The sequence below is a fragment of the Streptomyces sp. SPB162 genome, assembly GCF_029504575.1.
Classification (GTDB): Bacteria; Actinomycetota; Actinomycetes; order Streptomycetales; family Streptomycetaceae; genus Actinacidiphila.
The window spans coordinates 530,058-550,049 of sequence record NZ_JAQFII010000001.1 but is presented as its reverse complement, the minus strand read 5'-3'; the positions used below and the strand labels follow the sequence as shown (position 1 = coordinate 550,049).

The 19,992-nt window shown below is 71.8% G+C and carries 16 protein-coding genes and 2 pseudogenes; 7 read left to right on the top strand and 11 right to left on the bottom strand.

Annotated features, from left to right (window positions below; translation table 11 throughout):
- Positions 1 to 158: 158 nt before the first annotated feature.
- The gene (locus tag M2266_RS02560) at positions 159 to 704 is read left to right on the top strand and encodes an SRPBCC family protein (RefSeq protein ID WP_277436606.1); all 546 of its coding nucleotides are present in this window, start codon (positions 159 to 161) and stop codon (positions 702 to 704) included.
- 427 nt (positions 705 to 1,131) lie between these two features.
- Here M2266_RS02560 and M2266_RS02555 read toward each other — a convergent pair whose 3' ends face one another.
- A complete protein-coding gene (locus M2266_RS02555; protein WP_244808988.1) occupies positions 1,132 to 1,305 on the bottom strand; it encodes a hypothetical protein in 174 nt (57 codons plus the stop codon).
- A 482-nt stretch (positions 1,306 to 1,787) separates the two neighbouring features.
- Here M2266_RS02555 and M2266_RS02550 point away from each other — a divergent pair, with 482 nt between their 5' ends.
- On the top strand, positions 1,788 to 3,047 hold the full coding sequence (locus M2266_RS02550) for an MFS transporter (RefSeq protein WP_277441043.1): 1,260 nt from the start codon (positions 1,788 to 1,790) through the stop codon (positions 3,045 to 3,047).
- A 16-nt stretch (positions 3,048 to 3,063) separates the two neighbouring features.
- On the opposite strand, the gene M2266_RS02545 is transcribed toward M2266_RS02550, so the two are convergent.
- The 6 genes and pseudogenes from M2266_RS02545 to M2266_RS02520 all read right to left on the bottom strand — a co-directional run bounded on the left by M2266_RS02545 (position 3,064) and on the right by M2266_RS02520 (position 9,817).
- Positions 3,064 to 4,755, bottom strand: coding sequence for a serine/threonine-protein kinase (locus tag M2266_RS02545; RefSeq protein ID WP_277436605.1), 1,692 nt, complete (start codon positions 4,753 to 4,755; stop codon positions 3,064 to 3,066).
- 169 nt (positions 4,756 to 4,924) lie between these two features.
- Complete coding sequence (locus M2266_RS02540) at positions 4,925 to 5,419, bottom strand: peroxiredoxin (RefSeq protein ID WP_277436604.1); 495 nt, start codon at positions 5,417 to 5,419, stop codon at positions 4,925 to 4,927.
- A 133-nt stretch (positions 5,420 to 5,552) separates the two neighbouring features.
- A pseudogene (locus M2266_RS02535) lies at positions 5,553 to 5,975 on the bottom strand (NPCBM/NEW2 domain-containing protein); the annotation flags it as partial.
- Between the two features lie 33 nt (positions 5,976 to 6,008).
- Positions 6,009 to 7,694, bottom strand: a pseudogene (locus tag M2266_RS02530) (NPCBM/NEW2 domain-containing protein); the annotation flags it as partial.
- A 152-nt stretch (positions 7,695 to 7,846) separates the two neighbouring features.
- Positions 7,847 to 9,043: a lactonase family protein gene (locus tag M2266_RS02525; protein WP_277436603.1), complete on the bottom strand. Its 1,197-nt coding sequence runs from the start codon at positions 9,041 to 9,043 to the stop codon at positions 7,847 to 7,849.
- A 225-nt stretch (positions 9,044 to 9,268) separates the two neighbouring features.
- The gene (locus tag M2266_RS02520; protein WP_277436602.1) at positions 9,269 to 9,817 is read right to left on the bottom strand and encodes an NUDIX domain-containing protein; all 549 of its coding nucleotides are present in this window, start codon (positions 9,815 to 9,817) and stop codon (positions 9,269 to 9,271) included.
- A 412-nt stretch (positions 9,818 to 10,229) separates the two neighbouring features.
- On the opposite strand from M2266_RS02520, the gene M2266_RS02515 reads away from it, so the two are divergent.
- Positions 10,230 to 10,823 (top strand): HutD family protein, encoded by a 594-nt coding sequence (locus M2266_RS02515; protein ID WP_277436601.1) that lies wholly within the window; start codon positions 10,230 to 10,232, stop codon positions 10,821 to 10,823.
- Positions 10,824 to 10,826: 3 nt separating this feature from the next.
- Here the strand turns inward: M2266_RS02515 and M2266_RS02510 are convergent, their stop codons facing one another.
- Positions 10,827 to 11,024 carry a hypothetical protein gene (locus M2266_RS02510; RefSeq protein ID WP_277436600.1) on the bottom strand — a complete coding sequence of 66 codons (198 nt, stop codon included), beginning with the start codon at positions 11,022 to 11,024 and terminating at the stop codon, positions 10,827 to 10,829.
- 60 nt (positions 11,025 to 11,084) lie between these two features.
- Here M2266_RS02510 and ligA point away from each other — a divergent pair, with 60 nt between their 5' ends.
- Positions 11,085 to 13,169, top strand: a complete 2,085-nt coding sequence (gene ligA, locus M2266_RS02505; protein ID WP_277436599.1) for an NAD-dependent DNA ligase LigA — start codon at positions 11,085 to 11,087, stop codon at positions 13,167 to 13,169.
- 2 nt (positions 13,170 to 13,171) lie between these two features.
- Here ligA and M2266_RS02500 read toward each other — a convergent pair whose 3' ends face one another.
- Complete coding sequence (locus M2266_RS02500) at positions 13,172 to 13,591, bottom strand: YchJ family metal-binding protein (RefSeq protein ID WP_277436598.1); 420 nt, start codon at positions 13,589 to 13,591, stop codon at positions 13,172 to 13,174.
- Positions 13,592 to 13,718: 127 nt separating this feature from the next.
- Positions 13,719 to 13,913, bottom strand: a complete 195-nt coding sequence (locus tag M2266_RS02495) for a hypothetical protein (protein WP_277436597.1) — start codon at positions 13,911 to 13,913, stop codon at positions 13,719 to 13,721.
- 286 nt (positions 13,914 to 14,199) lie between these two features.
- Here M2266_RS02495 and M2266_RS02490 point away from each other — a divergent pair, with 286 nt between their 5' ends.
- Both M2266_RS02490 and M2266_RS02485 read left to right on the top strand, forming a co-directional pair.
- Complete coding sequence (locus M2266_RS02490; protein WP_277436596.1) at positions 14,200 to 15,036, top strand: undecaprenyl-diphosphate phosphatase; 837 nt, start codon at positions 14,200 to 14,202, stop codon at positions 15,034 to 15,036.
- An 85-nt stretch (positions 15,037 to 15,121) separates the two neighbouring features.
- A complete protein-coding gene (locus tag M2266_RS02485; protein ID WP_277436595.1) occupies positions 15,122 to 15,997 on the top strand; it encodes an RNA polymerase sigma factor SigF in 876 nt (291 codons plus the stop codon).
- A gap of 112 nt (positions 15,998 to 16,109) precedes the next feature.
- Here the strand turns inward: M2266_RS02485 and M2266_RS02480 are convergent, their stop codons facing one another.
- Positions 16,110 to 17,060 carry an anti-sigma factor RsbA family regulatory protein gene (locus tag M2266_RS02480; RefSeq protein WP_277436594.1) on the bottom strand — a complete coding sequence of 317 codons (951 nt, stop codon included), beginning with the start codon at positions 17,058 to 17,060 and terminating at the stop codon, positions 16,110 to 16,112.
- A 545-nt stretch (positions 17,061 to 17,605) separates the two neighbouring features.
- Between M2266_RS02480 and M2266_RS02475 the strand changes: the two genes are divergently transcribed.
- Positions 17,606 to 19,990, top strand: coding sequence for a SpoIIE family protein phosphatase (locus M2266_RS02475; protein WP_277436593.1), 2,385 nt, complete (start codon positions 17,606 to 17,608; stop codon positions 19,988 to 19,990).
- Positions 19,991 to 19,992 lie beyond the last annotated feature (2 nt).

The following is a 19,992-nucleotide window of genomic DNA, read 5'->3' as shown; positions in this document are numbered from 1 at the left end:
CACGACACGCGGGCTTTTGGGATGCAGGATTTCGGTGAGGAGCCAGAGAGAACTTGCAGTTCTGTGGCTTCCGGGGCCGCCGACGTGCCGCCCGCATCTCTGAGCCAACAGCCAAGCCGGCCTCGCGGCCGGCAACGGGGAGGTCTGCGATGCCGAGGGTGACCACCAGCGTGATCGTGTCGAGGCCGGCCTCCGAGGTCTTCGACTTCCTTGCAGACGCCCGCAACCTCTCGCTGTGGAGTTCCGGCGTCGCCGGGGTCGACTCGGAATCCGTGCCGCCGGGGGCCAACGCCGAGTACCGCTACCGCTACCCGGGACGCCACCGTGACCACCGGCTGGTGTGCGCGGGCTACGAGCCCTGCCGGCACATCGTGTTCCGGGGCGAGCGCATGTGGAATCCGCTGGGCACGCAGATCCCCGAGTACGGCTTCGACCTGATACCGCACGGCGGCGGCACGCTGGTCCGGCTCTCGGTGCACAGCTCGCTGGCGGCCGGGATGGCGCTGTTCTCGCCGGTCGTGGCCATGGCCTGGCGCCGGGACCTGCCGGTCGACGCCCGCAAGCTGAGCGAGGCCCTCGGCGGCCTGCACCTGCGGCCGCGTGCGCTGGAGGCCGTGCGGCCGCCCGAGCCGGGCGTGCCCGCTCCCGAGCCGTTCGACTACGCCCCGGTCGCCCGGGCGTTCTGGCCGGGCGTCGGAGCCTGAAGGGTGTTGTGAAAGGAGCGCCGTTCGCCCGTGAGGGCGGGGTCCGCGGCGTCCGGTGCGTGCGACTGGAAGGCGGAGGGTCGTCCGCGTACCGGACGTACCTGGACGAGCCCGACAACGCAGCAGGCGTGCGTGCCAGGCGTCGCGGGCCAGGCGGGACTTTCGCAAACCCCTTGAGAAACCGCACCCCGCGGAATCGGGGTAAACCGAGGCGGTCGAACATCACTCCTTGAGTGTTAAACTATGTAGGAAGGGTGGCGGGAAACCACACCTTTCCCCCGAGTTGCCCCGGCCCGGTCCCCCCGTCCTGGCCGGGGCATCCTTTTGTCCCGCACTGTTCCGCACCACGATGTTCGGCGCCACAACGGCCGAAGGTGGCGCGGGATACGCTCCCACGCCACCTTCAAGGCCCCTGTACAGGTTCGATCTAGTCGATGCTCCGCAGGATGTGCGACTCGGCCACGTCGTCCTCGTAGCCCGCCAGCTTGATCGGCGCGGACCGGGCCCAGACGTCGAGGTTGCGCACTTCCTTCAGCGGCGGCGGCCATTCACCTAGTCCGGGTGTGGCCTGATTGCGCTGCTTGGTCTTCTCGGGTGTCACCGCGCACTCCATTTCCTTCGAGTGAACCGGATGCGCCGACGCGGCCTACGACCGGGCGTCGGACACCCGGTGGGGCATGTGTATCGAGCAAGTGCGGACGCGGTGGCGCCTGGTGCGGAGCCGGAAGAGCGGCCATGGTGGGTGGACGCTTCCCCGGACAGGGTCTGGGGCGCTGGTTGGCTGCCCGGTGATCCTGTTCGTTCCGCTCAGAGTAAGCCCGCCGACCGGTTGTCACCAGCCGATTTCCTCCCTGGGTCACCCCTAAGAGAACCCCAGTACACATGCGCGCCACTCAAGGGCACCTCAAGGGTTGCGAGGCCCCGGGGTGCACGATCGGATAATCCGACCCCGCCGAGCGGAAGCCCGGGAAGCGGTTGTTACCGTGCCGGGTGCTCCGAAGCAAGCGATCCGAAGACTCGGCGGAACCCCGGAAACCCCTGGAAACCGCACCCGGCACGGCCACCACCCCGCCACCCGCCCGGATTCCCCGTACCGCCGGTCGCGTGCTCGCGGACCTGACCCCGCTGCGCGAGTCCCCGCACTTCCGCCGGCTGTGGTTCGGCAACCTGGTCTCCTGGATCGGCCAGCAGATGACCGCCATGGCGGTCTCCCTGCAGGTCTACGCGATCACCGGCTCCAGCTTCTCGGTCGGACTGGTGGGCCTGTGCTCCCTGATCCCGCTGGTCATATTCGGGCTCTACGGCGGCGCCATCGCCGACGCCGTGGACCGCCGCAAACTCGGGCTGGCGAGCGCCTGCGGCGCGACCGTCCTGTCCGGGGTCCTGGCAACGAGCGCGCTGCTCGATCTGCGGCAGGTGTGGCTGCTGTACGCGACCGTCGCCCTGCAGTCCGTCTGCTTCGCCCTGAACTCCCCGGCCCGCTCCTCGATGATCCCGCGCCTGCTCCCGCCCGAACAGCTGCCCGCCGCCAACGCCCTGGCCTCGCTCGCCGGCGGCGTGGGCACGATGGCGGGGCCCATGCTCGGCGGCGTCTTCGTCGGCCTGTGGGGTTATCAGGCCGCGTACCTGATCGACGTGGTCACTTTCTCGGCCTCCCTCTACGCGATGTGGCGCCTGCCCTCGATGAAGCCGGAACGCGACGCCTCGAACGCCGCGAACACCCGCCGTGGATGGGCCTCCGTCCTGGACGGACTGCGGTTCCTCGGCGGCCGGCCCAATCTGCGGATGACGTTCTTCACCGACATGGCCGCGATGGTGCTCGCCCAGCCGCGCGTGCTCTTCCCCGCCATCGCCGTCATGTGGTTCGCGGGTGACGCCAAGACCGTTGGCCTGCTCACCGCGGCCCCGGCCGTCGGCGCCCTGCTCGGCGGCCTCTTCTCCGGCTGGCTCGGCCGCATCCACCGCCAAGGGCTCGCCGTACTGATCTCGGTGGCCTGCTGGGGCGCGGCCGTCGCGGTCTTCGGCCTCACCCGCGACCTGTGGCTCGGCCTGTTCTTCCTGGCACTGGCCGGCTGCGCCGACACCGTCTCCATGGTCTTCCGCAACACCATGCTCCAGGCCGCCGCCCCCGACGACATGCGCGGCCGCCTGCAGGGCGTCTTCATCGTCGTCGTCGCGGGCGGCCCCCGCCTGGGCGACTTCCTGGCCGGCTCGGCCGCGGACCTCTTCTCCCCGGCCACCGCGATCGTGGGCGGGGGACTGGCGTGCATCGCGGTCGTCGCCACGCTGGCGGCTCTGCAGCCGCGGTTCGCCCGGTACGACTCACGGGAGCCGGTGGCGTGACGCTCGCGCTGGGCGGTTAGCGTGCGGTGCCGCAGCCACCAGCCACGACGGACCGGTACGCGGTGCTCTGATCGGCGGCGGCCGGCTTCGTCGTGATGCGGACACCCCACATTCGGTCGCAGCCGTCGAAGGTGTGGGGTCTGTTAAAGGTGTACTCCCCGTCAAACGTGTACGTTTCGGGATTTCCGTCCGTCGTCAGGGGATTGCCTTTGGCATCCGCGTCGTACCACGTCAACGTGATGGTGAAGGCTCCGGTGCTGCCCTTGCCGACAGAGAAAGTGGCTGTCGCCGCCAACCCCCCGTTTGCCGTGAACGTGTCGACCGAGGCGGACGTGACCACTGGCGCCTTGGGCGGAGGCGGCTTCGTCGTAGTGGGCGCCGTCGTGGGAACCGTAGTCGGCGGGGTGGCCGGTGGAGTGGTCGTCGCGGGCGTCGTGGGTGGGGTGGTCAGGACTGTGGTCGTGGTGTCCGTCGGCGTTGGTGTGGTGGATGTGGACGCTGATGTGCTCGGGCTGAGGCTCGGGCCCACCGTCGCGCCGCCCGGCGGCGTCGTGCCGGGCGGGGCGACGGTGCCCAGAGACGGCGACGAGGCCGAAGGCGGGGCCGAGAGGCCGCCGGTGCGGTGCGGCGTGTTGCCGTGGCCGCCGAGGGCGACGACCGTGCCGGCCGCTGCCAGGCCCAGCAGGGCGACCGATCCGGCCACTAAAGCCGCTGCGCGCCCGCGCGGCAGCCGCCGGGGCTTGCCGTGGCCCAAGGGCAGGCCCGCGCCGCCGCCCTGAGCGGGTGGTGGTGGCGCGGTGGCGTCGCCGAGGGCGCTCGGGAGCAGTGCGGCGAGCAGCGCGACCACGGCGATGAGCGCCCGGCGGCCGCGGCGCTCCCAGTCCGGGCCGTATGCGATGCCGGCGGCCGCTTCGAGTTCGGCGAGGAAGGCGGTGGCGCTCACGGGACGTTCGTCGGCGTTCTTGGCGAGCCCGTGCCCGATCAGCGCCCGGAGCTCTTCGGGGGCACGGTGATCCGGAATCGGCGCGGTGATGTGCTGGACCGCCAGCTCGGCCATGGTCGCCCCGCTGTACGGGCGCTCGCCGGTGAGGCACTCGAAGAACGTCGCGGTCGCCGCGTAGACGTCGGTCGCGGGTGACGCCGGCTCGCCGCGCCACTGCTCCGGTGCCATGTAGGGCGGCGTGCCGGCGCTGGGGGCGTCGGCGCCCTGCCGCACCGCGATGCCGAAGTCCACCAGCGTGGAGACGCCGTTGGTGGAGACCATCACGTTGCCGGGCTTGTAGTCGCGGTGCACCACCCCGGCCGCGTGGGCGGCGGCCAGACCGAGCAGCGACCCCTTCAGGACCGACAGCGCCGCTTCGGGGACGGCCGCGCCGTTCGCCCGCAGCATCGCCCCCAGTGACACGCCCTCGATGAGCTCCATGACGATCGCCGCGCCCGCGGGGGCCTCGACGTAGTCGTAGACGCGCACCACGTGTGGGGAGTCCAGCTGTTGCAGGAGCTGGGCCTCGTAGCGGAAGCTGCTGAGGAGGCCGGTCCGTGCGCGGCTCTCCTCGTTCAGGTACTTGACCGCGACCTCGGCGCCGCTGCGCTCATCGACCGCGTGCACCACCGTGCCGCAACCGCCCGTTCCCAGGACGCGCAGCGCGCGATAGCCGGGAAGGGACCACTCGGGTTCTGACCGTCTGGAGTCCTGTGGGTCGGTCATCGTCGGGCGCACCTCGTCGCATCGGATGGGCTCCGGCGCGGGAATTCCGCCGAACTACCGGTTGATGGGTGGACGTCTGTACTCATCCGGTGGTTGCACGGGAGCGCGTTCGATTATGGAGTACGGTCGGGCGCCCTGTCCGGCGTTCGGCCGACGGGTCCGTCGGCGTTCAGCCGGCCTGCAGCGCGGCCAGCTGTTCGGTCAGGACGTCGGTGGTCACGAAAGTGAGCCCGGCCAGCGCGACGTGCTTCCAGCGCACGGTGCCCTCGCCGTCGAGCAGGAAGACCGAGCGGCGCAGACCGAGGCCGGGGACGGCGATGCCGTAGGCCTTGGCCACGGTGCGCTCGGTGTCGGCCAGCAGCGGGAAGCCGAGCCGGTGCTTGCGGGCGAAGGACTCGTGGCTGTCCAGGTCCTGCGGGCTGATGCCCCACACGGTGGCGCCCAGGCCGGTGAACCGGTCCAGGTCCGAGGTGTAGGAGCACAGCTGCTTCGTGCACACGGCCGTTTCGTCGCCGGGGTAGAAGACCAGCAGCAACGGATTGCCGCGCTGCTCCGCGAGCGCGTAGTCGCCACGTTCGCCCGCGACCGCGTCGGGGCTGCCGAGGACGAGCCCCGGCAGGGTGAAGTCGGGGGCCGGCGTACCCACGGCGGGCTGCTTGGACATGAGCGCTCCCTTGGCCTCGGCGCCGGCGCCGCCCGGCGGCGGAGCGCGATCACCGTGTTGCGCGAATGGTAGGGCCTGCCCGATCGCACGCCGACGGCCGGGCAGGCCCTGATCGTTCAGGTGGGTGCCGGGATCATCCGCAGGTGAGGCGGGGCAGTGCCCAGTCGGCGTGGTCGGAGGTGTTGCCGTTGCCGCCGTCGGTGACGACGAGCTTCAGCTCCAGGCCGCCCGTGAGGTCGGCCGTCAGGTGCTTCGCGGCGTCGCTGACCGTGACCAGCCCGCTGTCGGCGACCTTGGTGCCGTCCCGGAAGATCTGGAAGACCACCGAACCGTCCGCCGTCTTCTCGTCGTCGACGCCCACGTCCGTGGTCAGGGAGGTGCAGGTGCCGCCGAGGTAGTAGTTGACGGTGGAAGCGGCGTGGGTGCCGAGGCCCTTGGTGTAGGTGGTGCCGTTGATGGTGAGGGTGCGTCCGTCACCGGCGGGCTGTTCGCCGTTGCTGCGGTCGCGCTCGACCGGACCCCAGCCGTTGGCCGCCGACGTCCAGTTGAGGTCGCTGAGCGCGCTGGTTCCCGCCGCCGGGCCGTTGCCGCAGGCCAGTCGGGCGTCGGCCCAGTCGGCGTGGTCGTAGTTGATGCCGTCGCCGCCGTCGGTGACGACCAGCCGGAGTCGGCTCCCGCCGGTCAGATCGGCGGTCAGGTGCTTCGGGCCGTCGCTCGCCGTCCGCACCCCGCTGTCGGCGACCTTGGTGCTGTCGCGGTAGAGCTGGAAGACCACCGTGCCCGGACTGGACACCTCGTCGTCCACGCCCACGTCGACGTTGACCGTACTGCAGCTGCCGCCCAGGTAGTAGCTGATGTCGCTGGGGGCGTGGGTGCCGAGGCCCTTGGCGTACGTGGTGCCGTTGATGGTGAGGGTGCGCCCGTCACCGGCGGCCTGCTCGCCGTTGCTGCGGTCGCGCTCGACCGGGCCCCAGCCGTTGGTCGCCGAGGTCATCGGCAGATCGCTGAGCTGGTTGATTCCGCTCGGCGGCGGGACGGGGCTGCCGGGTGTCACCCGGAACATCACGGTGCCGTGCGCGGGGACTGAGGCGCTGATGGTGCCGGTGGTGGAGCTGGTCTGCTTGGACCACAGGTCCTTGAGGGTGTACGAGGAGGCGCCGCCGATGCCGGCCGCCTCCGCGGTCGTCGAGATCGTCTGCGCGGAGCCGCTCTCGTTGGTCAGGGTCACCGACCGGTCGCCGCCCGCCAGCGCCTTGGTCATCACGACCCTCCCGCCGGAGTTGGACACCACGGTGCCCTGTTTGCCGAGGCTGTCCTGGTCGACGGCGATGACGTCGGTGTTCTTCAGGACGGCGAGCGTCGCGGCGCTCGCGCTGCGTAGATCGCTGCCGATCAGCAGGGGCGCGGCCATCTGCGACCAGAGGCTGAAGTGGGTGCGGTACTCGGTGTCCGTCATCCCGCCGTTGCCGACCTCGAGCATGTCCGGGTCGTTCCAGGCGCCGGGCTTGGCGTATGGGGCGAGCGACTGGTTCTGGTGGGCTATGCCGATCATGCTGGACCAGTTGTCGCTGATGTCGCCGGTGGTGCGCCAGGAGTTGCCGACTCCTCCGGCCCAGTTCCAGGGCTGGTTGGAGCCCCATTCGCAGATGCTGTAGAGGATCGGGCGGCCGGTGGCCTTGAGGGCGTTGCCCATGGCCTTGTACCGGGTCTGGGCGTCCGCACCGGTGTTGTTGCAGTTGTCGTACTTGAGGTAGTCGACACCCCAGGACGCCCACAGGTTGGCGTCCTGCTGCTCATGGCCGAGGCCGCCGGGGAAGCCGAGGGTGTCGCAGGTCTTGGTGCCGGCGCTGGAGTAGAGGCCGAACTTGAGGCCTTTGGAGTGCACGTAGTCCGCGACGGCCTTGATTCCGTTGGGGAAGCGCGCCGGATCCGGCACGAGGTTGCCCGCGGCGTCACGGTTGGGCAGTGCCCAGCAGTCGTCGATGTTGACGTAGGTGTAGCCGGCGCTCTTGAGGCCCTGCGAGACGAAGATGTCGGCGATCCCCTTGACCATCGCCTCGTTGAACTCCGCCCGGCAGTGCGTGGAGTTCCAGTTGTTGAACCCCATCTGCGGGGTCAGGGCAAGGCCGTTGTCGACGGCCGCGGCGGGCGCCGCCGTGGCGACCTGCACGGTCACCGCGGCCGTGGCGGCCAGCGCCCCGCCTCCGATGACGAGTGCCAGGGAAGCGGACAGGGCCGCCAAACGCTGTCTGATGGTGTGACGTTCGGGCTGCATGTGCGGCTCCATGGGGGTAAATGGCGCACAATTCAACGGGGTCGAACGAAAGCAACCACATCACAGCGGTACTGACAGGACATGTCAAGAAGTACGACCCGGAAGCGCGAGGCGCTTCCGGGTCGAGGCCCCACCGGCCGGATCGGATTCGGTTACGGCGAGGGCAGTACGCACACCGCGCCGGGGGCGGCGAACGGCCGGCCGGCCGGCGTCAGTTTCCCGGTCTTGGTGTCGACGTTCAGGACGCTGACCGTGTTCGACTTCTGGTTGGCGGCGAAGAGCAGCCGGCCCGTCGGATCGAAGGCGATGTGCCGGGGGAAGTCGCCGCCCACCGGCACCGTGTCCAACAGGCGCAGCGTCGCGCCGGCGGACTCGACGGCGTAGCGGGTGATGCTGTTGTGACCGCGGTTGGCGAGGTACGCGAAGGCTCCGTCGGCGGAGACCAGCAGCTGCGCCGGATAGCTCTTGACGCTCCCGGTCCCGGTGGACTGGGGTGCGCCGGGGGTCAGCTTCCCCGTCGTGGCGTTGTAGCCGCAGACCACGACGGTGTTGTCCAACTCGTTGGCCACGTAGGCGAACTTCCCGCCGGGGTGGAACGTCAGCGATCGCGGGCCCGCGCCCGGCCGCAGGGCGGCGAAGGAGACCTGCCGCAGGGTGCCCACCGTCTCGTCGAGCTTGTACGTGTACACGGTGTCGTTGCCGAGATCGACGGCGAGGACGAACCGGCCGTCCGGGCTCGTGAGGATCTCGTGGGCGTGCGCCCCGTCCTGGCCGGGTCCCGGCGGCGGGCTGCTGTGCCGTACGAGAGCGGTGCGCGCGCCGAGCTTCCCGTCCTGGCCGATCGGGTGCACGGCGACGCTGCCCGAGTCGTAATTCGCGCTCAGGAGGTAGCGGCCGCTCGGGTGCACGGACAGATGGCAGGGTCCGTCACCGCCGGTGGGCCGCGACCCCAGGACCTTCGGCGCGCCACCGCTGCCGCCGTGCAGGGCGATGGCCGTCACGGAGCCCGGCGAGCGCTCGTTGACGGTGTACAGCGTGCCGGCGGCGGACGGGCCGAGGGCCACGAAGGACGGATCCGCGACGCCCGTCACCACCCCGGTGGACGTGATCGCGCCGGTCGTGGGCTCGTACGTCGCCAGCGCGACGCCCTTGCCGCCGCCGCTCACGGAGGTGTACGTGCCGAGGTAGAGCGGTTTGGGCCCGGTGGCGGACGGCTTGCGCGTGGTCCCCGCGGGCAGTTCCGCCCGCGCGGTGGCCCCGGGGGCGCACCCCAGGCCCACCGTGGCGGCTGCCGCCGCCGCCGCGGCGCTGAGCAGGCCCCGCCTGCCCATGCCTGCGTTGTCCTCCACGCGACACACCTCCCGATACTGCGTTGCCGATCCTGTCCGCTGCTGTGCGGTGCTCCAGGGGAGCAGAGTCCGTCGACTGTCGCAACGCGCGTTGCGCGTGGTGCAACGAATTCACTCCCGCGGATCTTGAACCGGCCACCTGCGGGCTGCCGTACGTGGGTGCCGTGTTCACGTGGGCGTCCGTGCCGGACCAGGTCGGACGGGGTGTGCGCGGGAGCGAATCGACTACTGGGCGGGAGCGGCGTGCTGCCAGCCGTGCAGCGAGATCCGTGGGCCGTCGTCGAGGGCGCAGCGCAGCGCGTGGCCCGTACTGGGCACCATCTCGGGGAGCGCGCCGGTGTCGAACCAGCGGACCGCGGAGTGCTTCTCCGGCTCGCTGTTGACGGGCTCTCCCGACCACTGGTGAGCGGTGAAGACGACGGTGAGGAAGCCGTTGGGTGATTCGACGCCCCAGGCGCCGTGGATGACATGGGCGACACGGAGCGCCGACGGGTCGACCACGAGGCCCGTCTCCTCCCGCAGTTCGCGCGCGGCCGTCTCCGTGACGGGTTCTCCCGGCTCGCTCTTGCCGATGGGAAGGTCCCACTTTCCCTGGCAGTACTTCGCCCCGGGCCCGCGCCGCAGCAGCACGACCCGCTGGTTCCCGGGATCGTGGACGATCACGGCGGCCGCGAGCAGGGTCATCGAATCCAGCGCGGGGGCGAGCGCGCCGGCGGTGTCGGCAGCCGAAGGACGGGCCACGGGAATCCCTTCGTCGGGGGTGCGTCGGCCCATTGTGCTGCAGGCACCGTTCGGTGGACGTCGGGTTCACGCCCCGTGCGAACGCCGCGCTCCGGCGCCCGCTGTTCGCACGGTGACGCGCGGGCCGGGAAGCGGGAAGCTCGAAGCAGTCCTGATACTCCCCTACAGCAGGCGAAAGGAGCGCGGTGAAGGCACCGTCCGTGTACGCCCGGCCCGGTGGTGCACGGACTCGAGAAGCGGCGCTTCAGCGGGGCGTTCGCGCCATCCGCCTCCCGGGCGCCGTCAGACGCCGTGATGCCGTCACGACGTCCCACCCCGCCCCGAAACCGAGGCGGGGCGGGGTGGCGTGGGGGCGGTGCCGCGTCGCTCTGTGGGATGCGGGGATGGTCCGCGCACGGGGGCGGACCATTTGACGCCGCGGGCGCGCGCCGCGACCATCGACGCCATGGAAACGCGCATGCTGCGGGCCGGCGACCGGATTCCGACGCCGTGGAGCAACGGCGGCGGCGTGACGCGTGAGATCACCGCGGATCCGCCGGGTGCGGGTCTGGCCGACTTCGGCTGGCGGGTGAGCCTCGCCGATGTCGTGGGGGACGGGCCGTACTCCGCCCTCCCGGGGGTCGAAAGGATCATCACCGTGGTCGACGGCGCGGGCATGGTGCTGACGATCGACGGTGAGGTCCGCCCGCCGATCCTCCCGCTGCGCCCGTTCGCGTTCCCCGGTGACGCCGCCACCGACTGCCGGCTGACCGGCGGTCCCCTCGTCAATCTCAATGTGATGACCCGGCGCGGACGGGCGGCGGCCATGGTCGGGATCGTGAACGGGACGCACACGGCAGCGGTCCCCGGGAACCGGTCCGTACTCCTCGTCGCCCTGGCCGACGACGTCGGGTTCGTCCTCGACCCGGGCTGCGAGAAGGGCCGGCTCGCCCGCTTCGACGCGGTGCTCGTGTCCGGCACCGGCACCGACGCCGTGACCCTGCGGTCCGAGGGCAGGGCGGCCGTCATCACCGTCTGCCCGGTGGGCGACGCGCTGTAGGGCTCAGCCGCGCAGCTCGGCGCCGCACCGTGGGCAGCGGGCCGGCGGGGGGCCGTCGGCCACCGCGTCGCACTGCGGGCAGACGCGGTCGAGCCAGCAGGCGGACTCGCCGCCCTCAGGACCGGTCACGGCGCCGGCGGGTGGGGCGGAGCCGTCCCGAACCGCCGGTGCCGCGCCTTCCGCGGGGTGCGTGGAGCTCATGTCGACCACTCTGCCACGCCCGCACGGCGCGTTGTCAGTGGCGGGCGGCACGATGTACTCATGACCGAGATCATCACGGCCGAGCCGGCCGACGCCGAGTCGTACGCGCGGGCCGTCACCGCGGCCACCGAAGCGTCCGCCGCCTACTACAGCGGCGGGGACTCCCGCCTCGACGACGCCACGTACGACCGGTTGACACGGGGCATCGCGGCCTACGAGGCCGAGCACCCGGCCGAGGTCGCACCGGCGTCGCCGACCGGGAAGGTCGCGGGCGGCGCGGTGCCGGCCGGTGAGGTGGAGCATTCGGCGCGGATGATGTCGCTGGACAACGTCTTCGACGGTGTCGAGCTGTCGGCCTGGGCGGATTCGCTGGCCAAACGACTGGGCGGACCGGTGACGAGCGGCTACGCCGTCGAACCGAAGCTGGACGGGGTCGCCGTGGCCGCGCGCTACCGGGATGGCCGGCTGGAGCAGTTGGTCACCCGCGGCGACGGCAGTCACGGGGAGGACGTGTCCCACGCCATCGGGACGATCGTCGGACTGCCGAAGGCGCTCGACACTCCGGTGACGTTCGAGGTCCGCGGCGAAGTGCTGCTCACCACCGAGCAGTTCGAGCAGGCCAACCGCACCCGCGCCGAGTTCGGCGCCACCCCGTTCGCCAACCCCCGCAACGGGGCGGCCGGCACCCTGCGGGCGAAGGAGCGGCCGTACGTCATCGAGATGACGTTCTGGGCCTACTCGGGGCTTCCGTTGGAAGGCGGCTCGGCCGAACTCGCGGCGCTGCCCCACAGCCGCGTCATGGAGGTCGTCGCCGCGGCGGGCGTGCGGACCACTTCGGCCACACCGGTGGGGCTGCGCACCTTCACCTCGATCGACGAGGTCCACAACCGCGTCGAGGAGATCGCGGCGCTGCGGGCCGCGCTGCCGTTCGGCATCGACGGAGTGGTGATCAAGGCGGACGATCCGGCCGACCAGGAGAAGGCCGGATTCAGCTCCCGGGCCCCGCGGTGGGCGATCGCCTACAAGCTGCCCGCCGTGGAGCGCGTCACCCGGCTGCTCGCCGTGGAGTGGAACGTCGGCAGGACCGGCGTGATAGCGCCCCGCGCCGTGCTCGAACCCGTCGAGATCGACGGCAGCACCGTCACCTACGCGACGCTGCACAACCCGGCCGACATCACCCGCCGGGACCTGCGCATCGGTGACCGGGTCACCGTCTACAAGGCCGGCGACATCATCCCGCGCATCGAGGCGCCGGTGGTCCAGCTCCGCACCGGGCAGGAGACCGCGATCGACTTCCCCATCGAGTGCCCCCGCTGCGCGTCCGACATCGACATGGGCCAGGAGCGCTGGCGCTGTGTGCGCGGCCGGGAGTGCGGGCAGCTCGCCTCGATCCGCTACGCGGTGGCGCGTGACTGCCTGGACATCGACGGGATGGGGCAGCAACTCGTCACCCAATTGGTGGCGTCCGGCCAGGTCGCCGACTTCGCCGATGTCTTCACCCTCGACCGCGGGCAGTTGCTGGCGCTGGACCGCATGGGAGAGGTGAGCGCGGACAAACTGCTGGCGACGATCGCCGCCGCCAAGGACCGGCCGTTGAACCGGGTGTTCTGCGCGCTGGGCGTCCTGGGCACCGGCCGCAGCATCTCCCGGCGGATCGCCCGGCACTTCGGCACGATGGAGGCCATCCGCGCGGCGGACGCCGCCGCCCTGGAGGGCGTCGCCGGTATCGGCGCCGAGAAGGCGCGGGTCGTGGTCGCCCAGATCGCGGAACTGGCTCCCCTCATCGACAAGTTGACGGCCGCCGGGGTGAACATGACCGAGCCGGGGGTGCCCGCGCGGATGCCGGGCGACGACGACGGTGCGGCGGAGTCACCGGCGGATGGTCCGGCCGGACCGCTGGCGGACCTGGCGGTCGTGGTCACCGGCAGCATGACCGGCGCGCTGGCGGAGCTGTCCCGAACGGCGATGAACGAGCTGATCGAGAGTGCGGGCGGCAGGGCGTCGTCGAGTGTGTCGAAGAGGACCAGCCTGCTGGTCGCGGGGGAGAAGGCGGGTTCCAAGAGGGCGAAGGCGGAGGAGCTCGGGATCCGGGTGATCACCCCGGAGGAGTTCGCCGAGCTGCTCGGCGACCTCATACCGTCCTGAAGCTACGCCCCCGCCTCGCCCAGGTAGACCCAGAGCGCGTCCTCGCGGACGAAGCGGCTCAGCTCGTGCTGCGAGTCCGTGCGGCCGTGCAGGGAGTAGTGGGCCCGGAACTCCACCGTGCCCTCGGTGTGGAAGGCGCTGCCGCCCGTCGTCCCGACGATCTCCAGCCCGGTCCACCGCTGCTCCGGCTCGAACTCGATGCCGGGCGGCCGGGTGGTGGAGTGCCACGTCCTGAGCAGGTACGCGGCGTCGCGGACGGCGAACGCGCTGAAGCGCGAGCGCATCAGCCGTTCCGCGGTGGGCGCGGCGGCCTCGCCGCTGTGGAGCCTGCCGCAGCAGTCGCGGTAGGACGCGTCCAGCCCGCAGGGGCAGGGCGCGGTGGGCCGGGCCGTCACCGATGAGCGTGCGCTGTTCCGTGTCACGCCCTCATTGTGACGGCCCGACGGCGGGCCTCCGCCCCGTGGCTCCGGCCGACGGCCCCGATCACCCGTGCCCAGAGGTGGACCGTACGGCGGGCCTCCGCCCCGTGGCCCCGTCCGAAGGCCCCGATCACCCGTGCCCAGAGGTGGACCGTCGCACATCGTCCAGGACCCGGGAGAGCGGCAGCGGCTGGCGGTTCACCCGCACTTCCAGCAACGTGCGGAAGCAGGCGTCGCACAGGGCCAGGGGTGCGCGCAGGCCGAGGTCGCGGACCGTCCGATCGGTACGGCCGCACTCGTCACAGGCTGCCAGGTCCACTGACACCACCACACTGTCGATGCTGCTCCCGTATCGGGCCGCGGGGTAGGGGGCATGCGGGTCTCACGGGCGCGGACGCGAACGCGGGCCCACCGGTGGGCGGGTGAGGACGACTTTTCGATCACAGAGCGCCCTCGCTACCCTGGTCCCGGCCTGCGCGGTCGGCAGGCCGTCCTCTACAGTCGCACCCGACGTCTACAATTCTGTAGACGTCGGGTGCGCCCGCGAGGGACCCCTTTGACGACGGCGCCGCCAAGCCGGTCATTCGACGCGATTTCCAGGGACGGGACCAATGAGCGCCATCGGCGTCGGCCAAGCCGCCATTCTCGGAGTGGTGGAAGGGCTCACCGAATTCCTCCCGGTGTCCTCCACCGGCCACCTCAAGATCACCGAGGGACTGATGGGCATCCCGGTGGACGACAAAGCGGTGGTCGGCTTCACCGCGGTGATCCAGGTCGGGGCCATCGCCGCCGTCCTGGTCTACTTCTTCCGCGACATCGTGCGGTTCGCGAGCGCCTGGGGACGCGGTATCGCCAACAAGGCCGAACGCGACAGCCACGACTACAAGTTCGCCTGGTGGGTCATCTACGCCACCATCCCGATCGTCGTCGTCGGCCTCCTCGCCAAGCCGCTCATCGACGGCCCGCTCGCCTCGCTGTGGGTGGTGGCCGGCTCGCTCATCGGCGGCAGCGTCGTGATGTGGGTGGCCGAGCAGATGGCCAGGTTCAAGCGCGGTGAGGACGAGATCACCCTCAAGGACGCCATGATCGTCGGCTCCTCCCAGATCCTCGCGCTGCTCTTCCCCGGCTTCTCCCGTTCCGGCGCCACGATCTCCACCGGCCTGATCCGTGACCTGGACCGGCTGGCCGCGACGCGGCTCTCCTTCTTCCTGTCCATCCCCGCACTGACCGGGGCCGGACTCTACGAGCTCAAGGACGCCACCGGCGGCGGCGTCGACGTGATCTCCCTCGCCGTCGGCACACTGGTGTCGTTCGTGGTCGCCTACGCCTCGATCGCCTGGCTGCTGAAATTCGTCGCCAAGCACTCGTTCAACGTCTTCGTGGTCTACCGCATCATCGTCGCGATCCTGCTGTTCTCGCTGCTCGGCACCGGTGTCCTGAACGCCTGAGAATTCGTGGAAAACTGCCACGTGTGTGCCCCGGAGGCACGGGTATACGTCGCCTCGACGAGGTGGACATCCTGAGGAGGGCGACATGGCGGGCTCGGTAGCGACGAGGACTTCCCCGACCGCGGTGCGGTTCCCGGAGACGGACGCGGACGCCGCGGAGCTGCCGCGCGTCGAGTGCCCGGGCAAGCTCGCGCCCAAGGACGCCCGGGAGCTGTCGAAGCTGTTCTTCGACCGGCTGCGGACGCTTGAGGAGGGCACCCGCGAGTACCAGTACGCCCGCAACACCCTCATCGAGCTGAACATCTCGCTGGTGAACTTCGCCGCCGGACGGTTCCGCAACCGGTCCGAGCCGCGCGAGGACATCGTGCAGGTCGGGACGATCGGTCTGATCAAGGCGATCGACCGGTTCGACCTCTCGCGCGAGGTCGAGTTCACCACGTTCGCCATTCCGTACATCACCGGCGAGATCAAGCGCTTCTTCCGCGACACCAGCTGGGCCGTGCACGTGCCGCGGCGGCTGCAGGAACTGCGCCTGGAGCTCGCCAAGGCCACCGAGGAGCTGGCTACCCGGCTGGACCGCGCGCCCACCACCGACGAGCTGGCCGCGCTGCTCGACCTCACTCCCGCCGAGGTCATCGAGGGCCAGCTGGCCAGCAACGGCTACGTCGCCGGGTCCATCGACATCCCCGCGGGTGAGGACGAGGGCGGCGGCGAAGGCGTGCTGGCCGACCGGCTCGGGGACCTCGACCCCGCGCTGGAGTCCGTGGAGAACCTGCAGACCCTCAAGCCGCTGATGGCCCAGCTCGCTCCCCGCGACCGCCGCATCCTGAACATGCGGTTCGGCGCCGAGATGACCCAGGCGGAGATCGGCGCGGAGCTGGGCATCTCCCAGATGCACGTGTCGAGACTGCTCAACCGAACCCTGACGCGGCTGCGCGCGCAGCTGCTGGTCCAGGAGTGATCCCGGGCGCCGCGCACGCGTAGCGGCGCGGAGGCACGCGTGGACAACGCCGGTGGGGCCGCTCGCGAGCGGCCCCACCGGCGTTGTCCGTCACGGGACGGGCGGACGGTCGCTACGCGGCGAGGGCGAAGTACACGCGCAGCGTCGTGCCGGCCGTCGTCGTGTGCATCCGCACCAGGTCGGCGAGGTGGTTGACGAGCAGCATGCCGCGGCCACCGGGGGTGGCGCGCACGACGGGGACGCGGCCGACGAGCGGGTCCGTGAGGTGTCCGCTGTCGCGCAGCTCGCACACGAAGTGACCGTCCTCGGTCCACAGCCGCAGGGTGCCGGAGCCGCCGCCGTGCAGGATGGTGTTGGTGGCCAGTTCGTTGACGGCCAGCTCCACGTCCGGGATCCGCCCCCGCTCCAGGCCGGCGCCGACGGCGTACCGGGACGCGGCGAGCCGGGGCGCGGTCAGGGTCGCGTCGTCGAAGGCGAGCGTCAGCGCGCCCTCCGGGGCCTCGGGCAGCGGCAGGTTCCACTTCGCGACCGTGTGCGCGGGGTCGTACTCCGGGCTGGGGAGGCTGCCGGCCTCGTCGATCAGGACGGGATGGGTGGCGGCGGCGTCGGCCAGGACGTCCGGGGCGAGCCGCTCGGCGTCGTAGGGGCACAGGATCGTCACGTCGCGGCCGGCGAAGGCGAGGTTGATCAGTGCCTCGTGCTGGACGCAGGCCGGGTACTCGGTGGCCGAGCGCCCGTGCCAGATCGGCTCGCCGATGATGCGCACCCGACGGCCGGGGTGCGCGTCGGCGAAGGCGCGCAGCACGCCGGGGATGATCCGGCCCGGATTGCGGCCGGCCAGCGTCATGTCGAGCAGCCGTACCTCGCCGGCGCGGTCGGCGAGCGCCTTCTCCAGCAGGGCCAGGTTCGGACCGGGAACGGCGACGGCGACCGGCTCGCCCCGGTCGAGGCCTTCGGTGATGAACGGCACGGTCCCGGCGAGGTAGGCGTCGCTATCGCGGTAGAGGAGCGCGGGATGGGCGAAGCCGCCGCGGCGCGTCCTCTCCTGCGGTATCCGGCTCATCTTCACTACGCCTCCATCGACAGCGGCCCTGTCCGCGACCACACCGCGGTTTCCGCCCTCAGACCCCCATTGTGCTTGATGAGGAGTCTGCCCGCGTTGCGGCGGAGGATCGCACCCCGCTGACCCCTACCTCCGGCCGGTGTCCGCCGGCGAAGTCCTGGCGTGTGGCGCGGGAAGACGGGATGCTGGGCTAGCCTGCGCAGTGCACGGCGACATTTGTCATGCGGCAATGAAGTTACAAGTGCCTCGGGACCCGCTCGACATGCGGTGACGGCGTGATGGCGGGATGAGGACGGGCATGGGCGACATCGTGGATGCGGGAGCGCGGGTGCGACCGCGGCGTGGCCGCCCCGGCGGCCCGCGCGGCCGCGCGGACCGGCCGCAGGTCCCCGCGGCGGGTTCGGCCTCCGCCGCGCCGGTGTCCTGCATACGGCGCCGGCTCCGGTAGTCCGCCCGCGTCTGCCACCCCCGGACGTCCACGCGTCACCCGGCCGGCGGCAGCCGCCCGGCCGAGCCCGTACTCCCCACCTGAAGGATCCCCGCCTGTGAACGATTCCGGCCCCACCACCCCGGACGCGGACCGGACCCCGCTGCGCGGACCGCTCGCGGAGACCGGCACGGGTCGGCGCGGTGTGGAGCGGCTGGCGGCGGTCGTGGAACGGCTGCGCCGCGAGCTCGACGCGCACGAGAACGCGGCAGCCACCCGGGGACTGCTCGACGTGGCGAAGGGCATCCTGGTCGAACGCGGTGTGGACGGACCCGCCGGGGCCGCCCGGCACCTGGAGGAACTCGCCGCCCGCGCCGGGGTGCCGGCCGCCGAGCTGGCTGCCGACATCATCAACGAAGCCGCGCACGACACCTTGGCGCGAGCCGTGCCGGCTCCGCAGGAAGGCGCCGGCCGTACCGAGCCCCCCACGTCCGTCCGGCTGCGGATGGCGGAGGCCGGAGCGCTCAGCGGCACCGACGCACAGGCGGTCGCGCAGTCACTGCTGGTGCACGCCCTGGAGCCGCTGGGCGCCACCGCCGTCGCGGTGTGGCAGGCCGACCAGGACGGGTCGCTCACCCTCGCCGGCAGCGCGGGGTTCCCCGCGGCCGAGGCCGTCCGCTGGCGCTACGTGCCGCCCCGGGTCGGGACGCTGGCCCAGCAGACGCTGATCTCGGGGCGGACGCTGTGGCACGGCGCGCTGCCCTCGTCGGCCGTGTCCATCGGCCTGTCGGGCGTCGGCGACGGCGCCCGGGCGCTCATCCCCGCGCGACGGACCAGCCGTGCGGTCGGCGTCCTGGAGGTGTGCTGGCCGGAACCGGGCGCGCCGCTGTCGCGCGCCGTCCACCGCCAGCTGACCGGTCTCGCCGAACTGTGCGCGCACACGCTGGAGGGGATCGGCTCCGCCGCCTCCGCCGAACCGGTCCGGGCGGACGGCGCCGCCCCGCTCGACGCCCTCGCGGAAGGCCTCCTGGACTGCGCGCTGGTCCTGCGGCCGCTGCTGGACGACCAGGGCCGCGTCGGCGACTTCCGGATCACGTACATCAACCAGCACTGCACGGACTTCGCCGGCCGCCCGCGCGCCGACATCACCGGGCGGTCGCTGCTGGAGGCCTACCCGCTCGCGGCCGCGGAGGGCGGCCTGTACGAGCGGGCGCTGCGGGTCCACACCACCGGCGAGCCGTTCCGTACCGAGCGGATGGTCCTGCCGGCCGCCGCCGAGAGCACGGTGCCGCTGGTGACCGCCGCGCTGGGCATCGGGCGGTACGGCGACGCCCTGCTGGTGAGCTGGCGCACCCACAACGACGCGACACGGCTGGCGGCCCTGGTCGAGCACACCCAGCGGCTGGGCCGGATCGGCGGCTTCGAGGAGACCCCGGCCATCGGCGAGGTCATCTGGAACAGCCAGCTGTTCGACCTGTACGGGCTGCCGCCGGACTCCGCGCCGATCCCGCTGGAGCGACTGCGGCACCACGCGCACCCCGACGACGCCGACGTCATCGGCAGGTTCCTGCGGGAGGTGCTGCACCGGCGCCGCCCCGCCTCGACCGCCTTCCGCCTGCTGCGGCCCGACGGAGTCGTCCGCTACATCCGGGCGGTCGCCGAACCGGCGCCCGGCTGGGAGGGCGGCCCGATGACCGTGCAGGGTGCCTACCAGGACGTGTCCTCGCAGCACTGGACGGAGGTGGCGCTGGCGGCCACCCGTGACCGGCTCGCCGATTCCGAGCAGCGCGCCGACGAACGCGACCTGCTCGCCCTGCAACTGCAGCGCGCCATCATGCCGCCGGCCCCCGCCCCCATCGACGTGTCGGGGTTGCAGGTCGCGGTCCGCTACCGGCCGGCGGAGAAGGGGCACCTGGTCGGCGGCGACTGGTACGACGCCGTCGTGCTGCCGGACCAGCAGGTGCTGCTGGTGGTCGGTGACATCGCGGGCCACGGGATCGACGCCGCCACCGGCATGGTCGTGCTGCGCAACGCCCTGCGCGGCCTGGCCGTGACCGGCGCCGGCCCCGGCCGGCTGCTGGGCTGGCTCAACACCGTCGCCCACCGGCTCACCGAACACGTCACCGCCACCGTGATCTGCGGACTGTACGACCCGGCGACCCGGGTGGTCCGCTGGGCCCGTGCCGGGCACCCGCCGCCGGTACTGGTCCGCGGCGCGCGGTCCACGGTGCTGCCGCTGCCCTCCGGCATCCTGCTCGGCGCCGTCGCCCAGGCGCGGTACGCGGAGGAGACGGTCGTCCTGGAGCCCGGCGACACCCTGCTGCTCTACACCGACGGGCTGCTGGAGCGCCGGGACCGGACCGTCAACCAGTCCCTGGAGCAGCTGCTGCGCGACGCCGGGCCGCCCACCGGCGACCTGGAGGAGGACCTCGACCGGCTGCTCACCCACAGCAACTCCGACACGGACGACGACACCTGCGTCATCGGATTCCGGCCGAGGTGAAC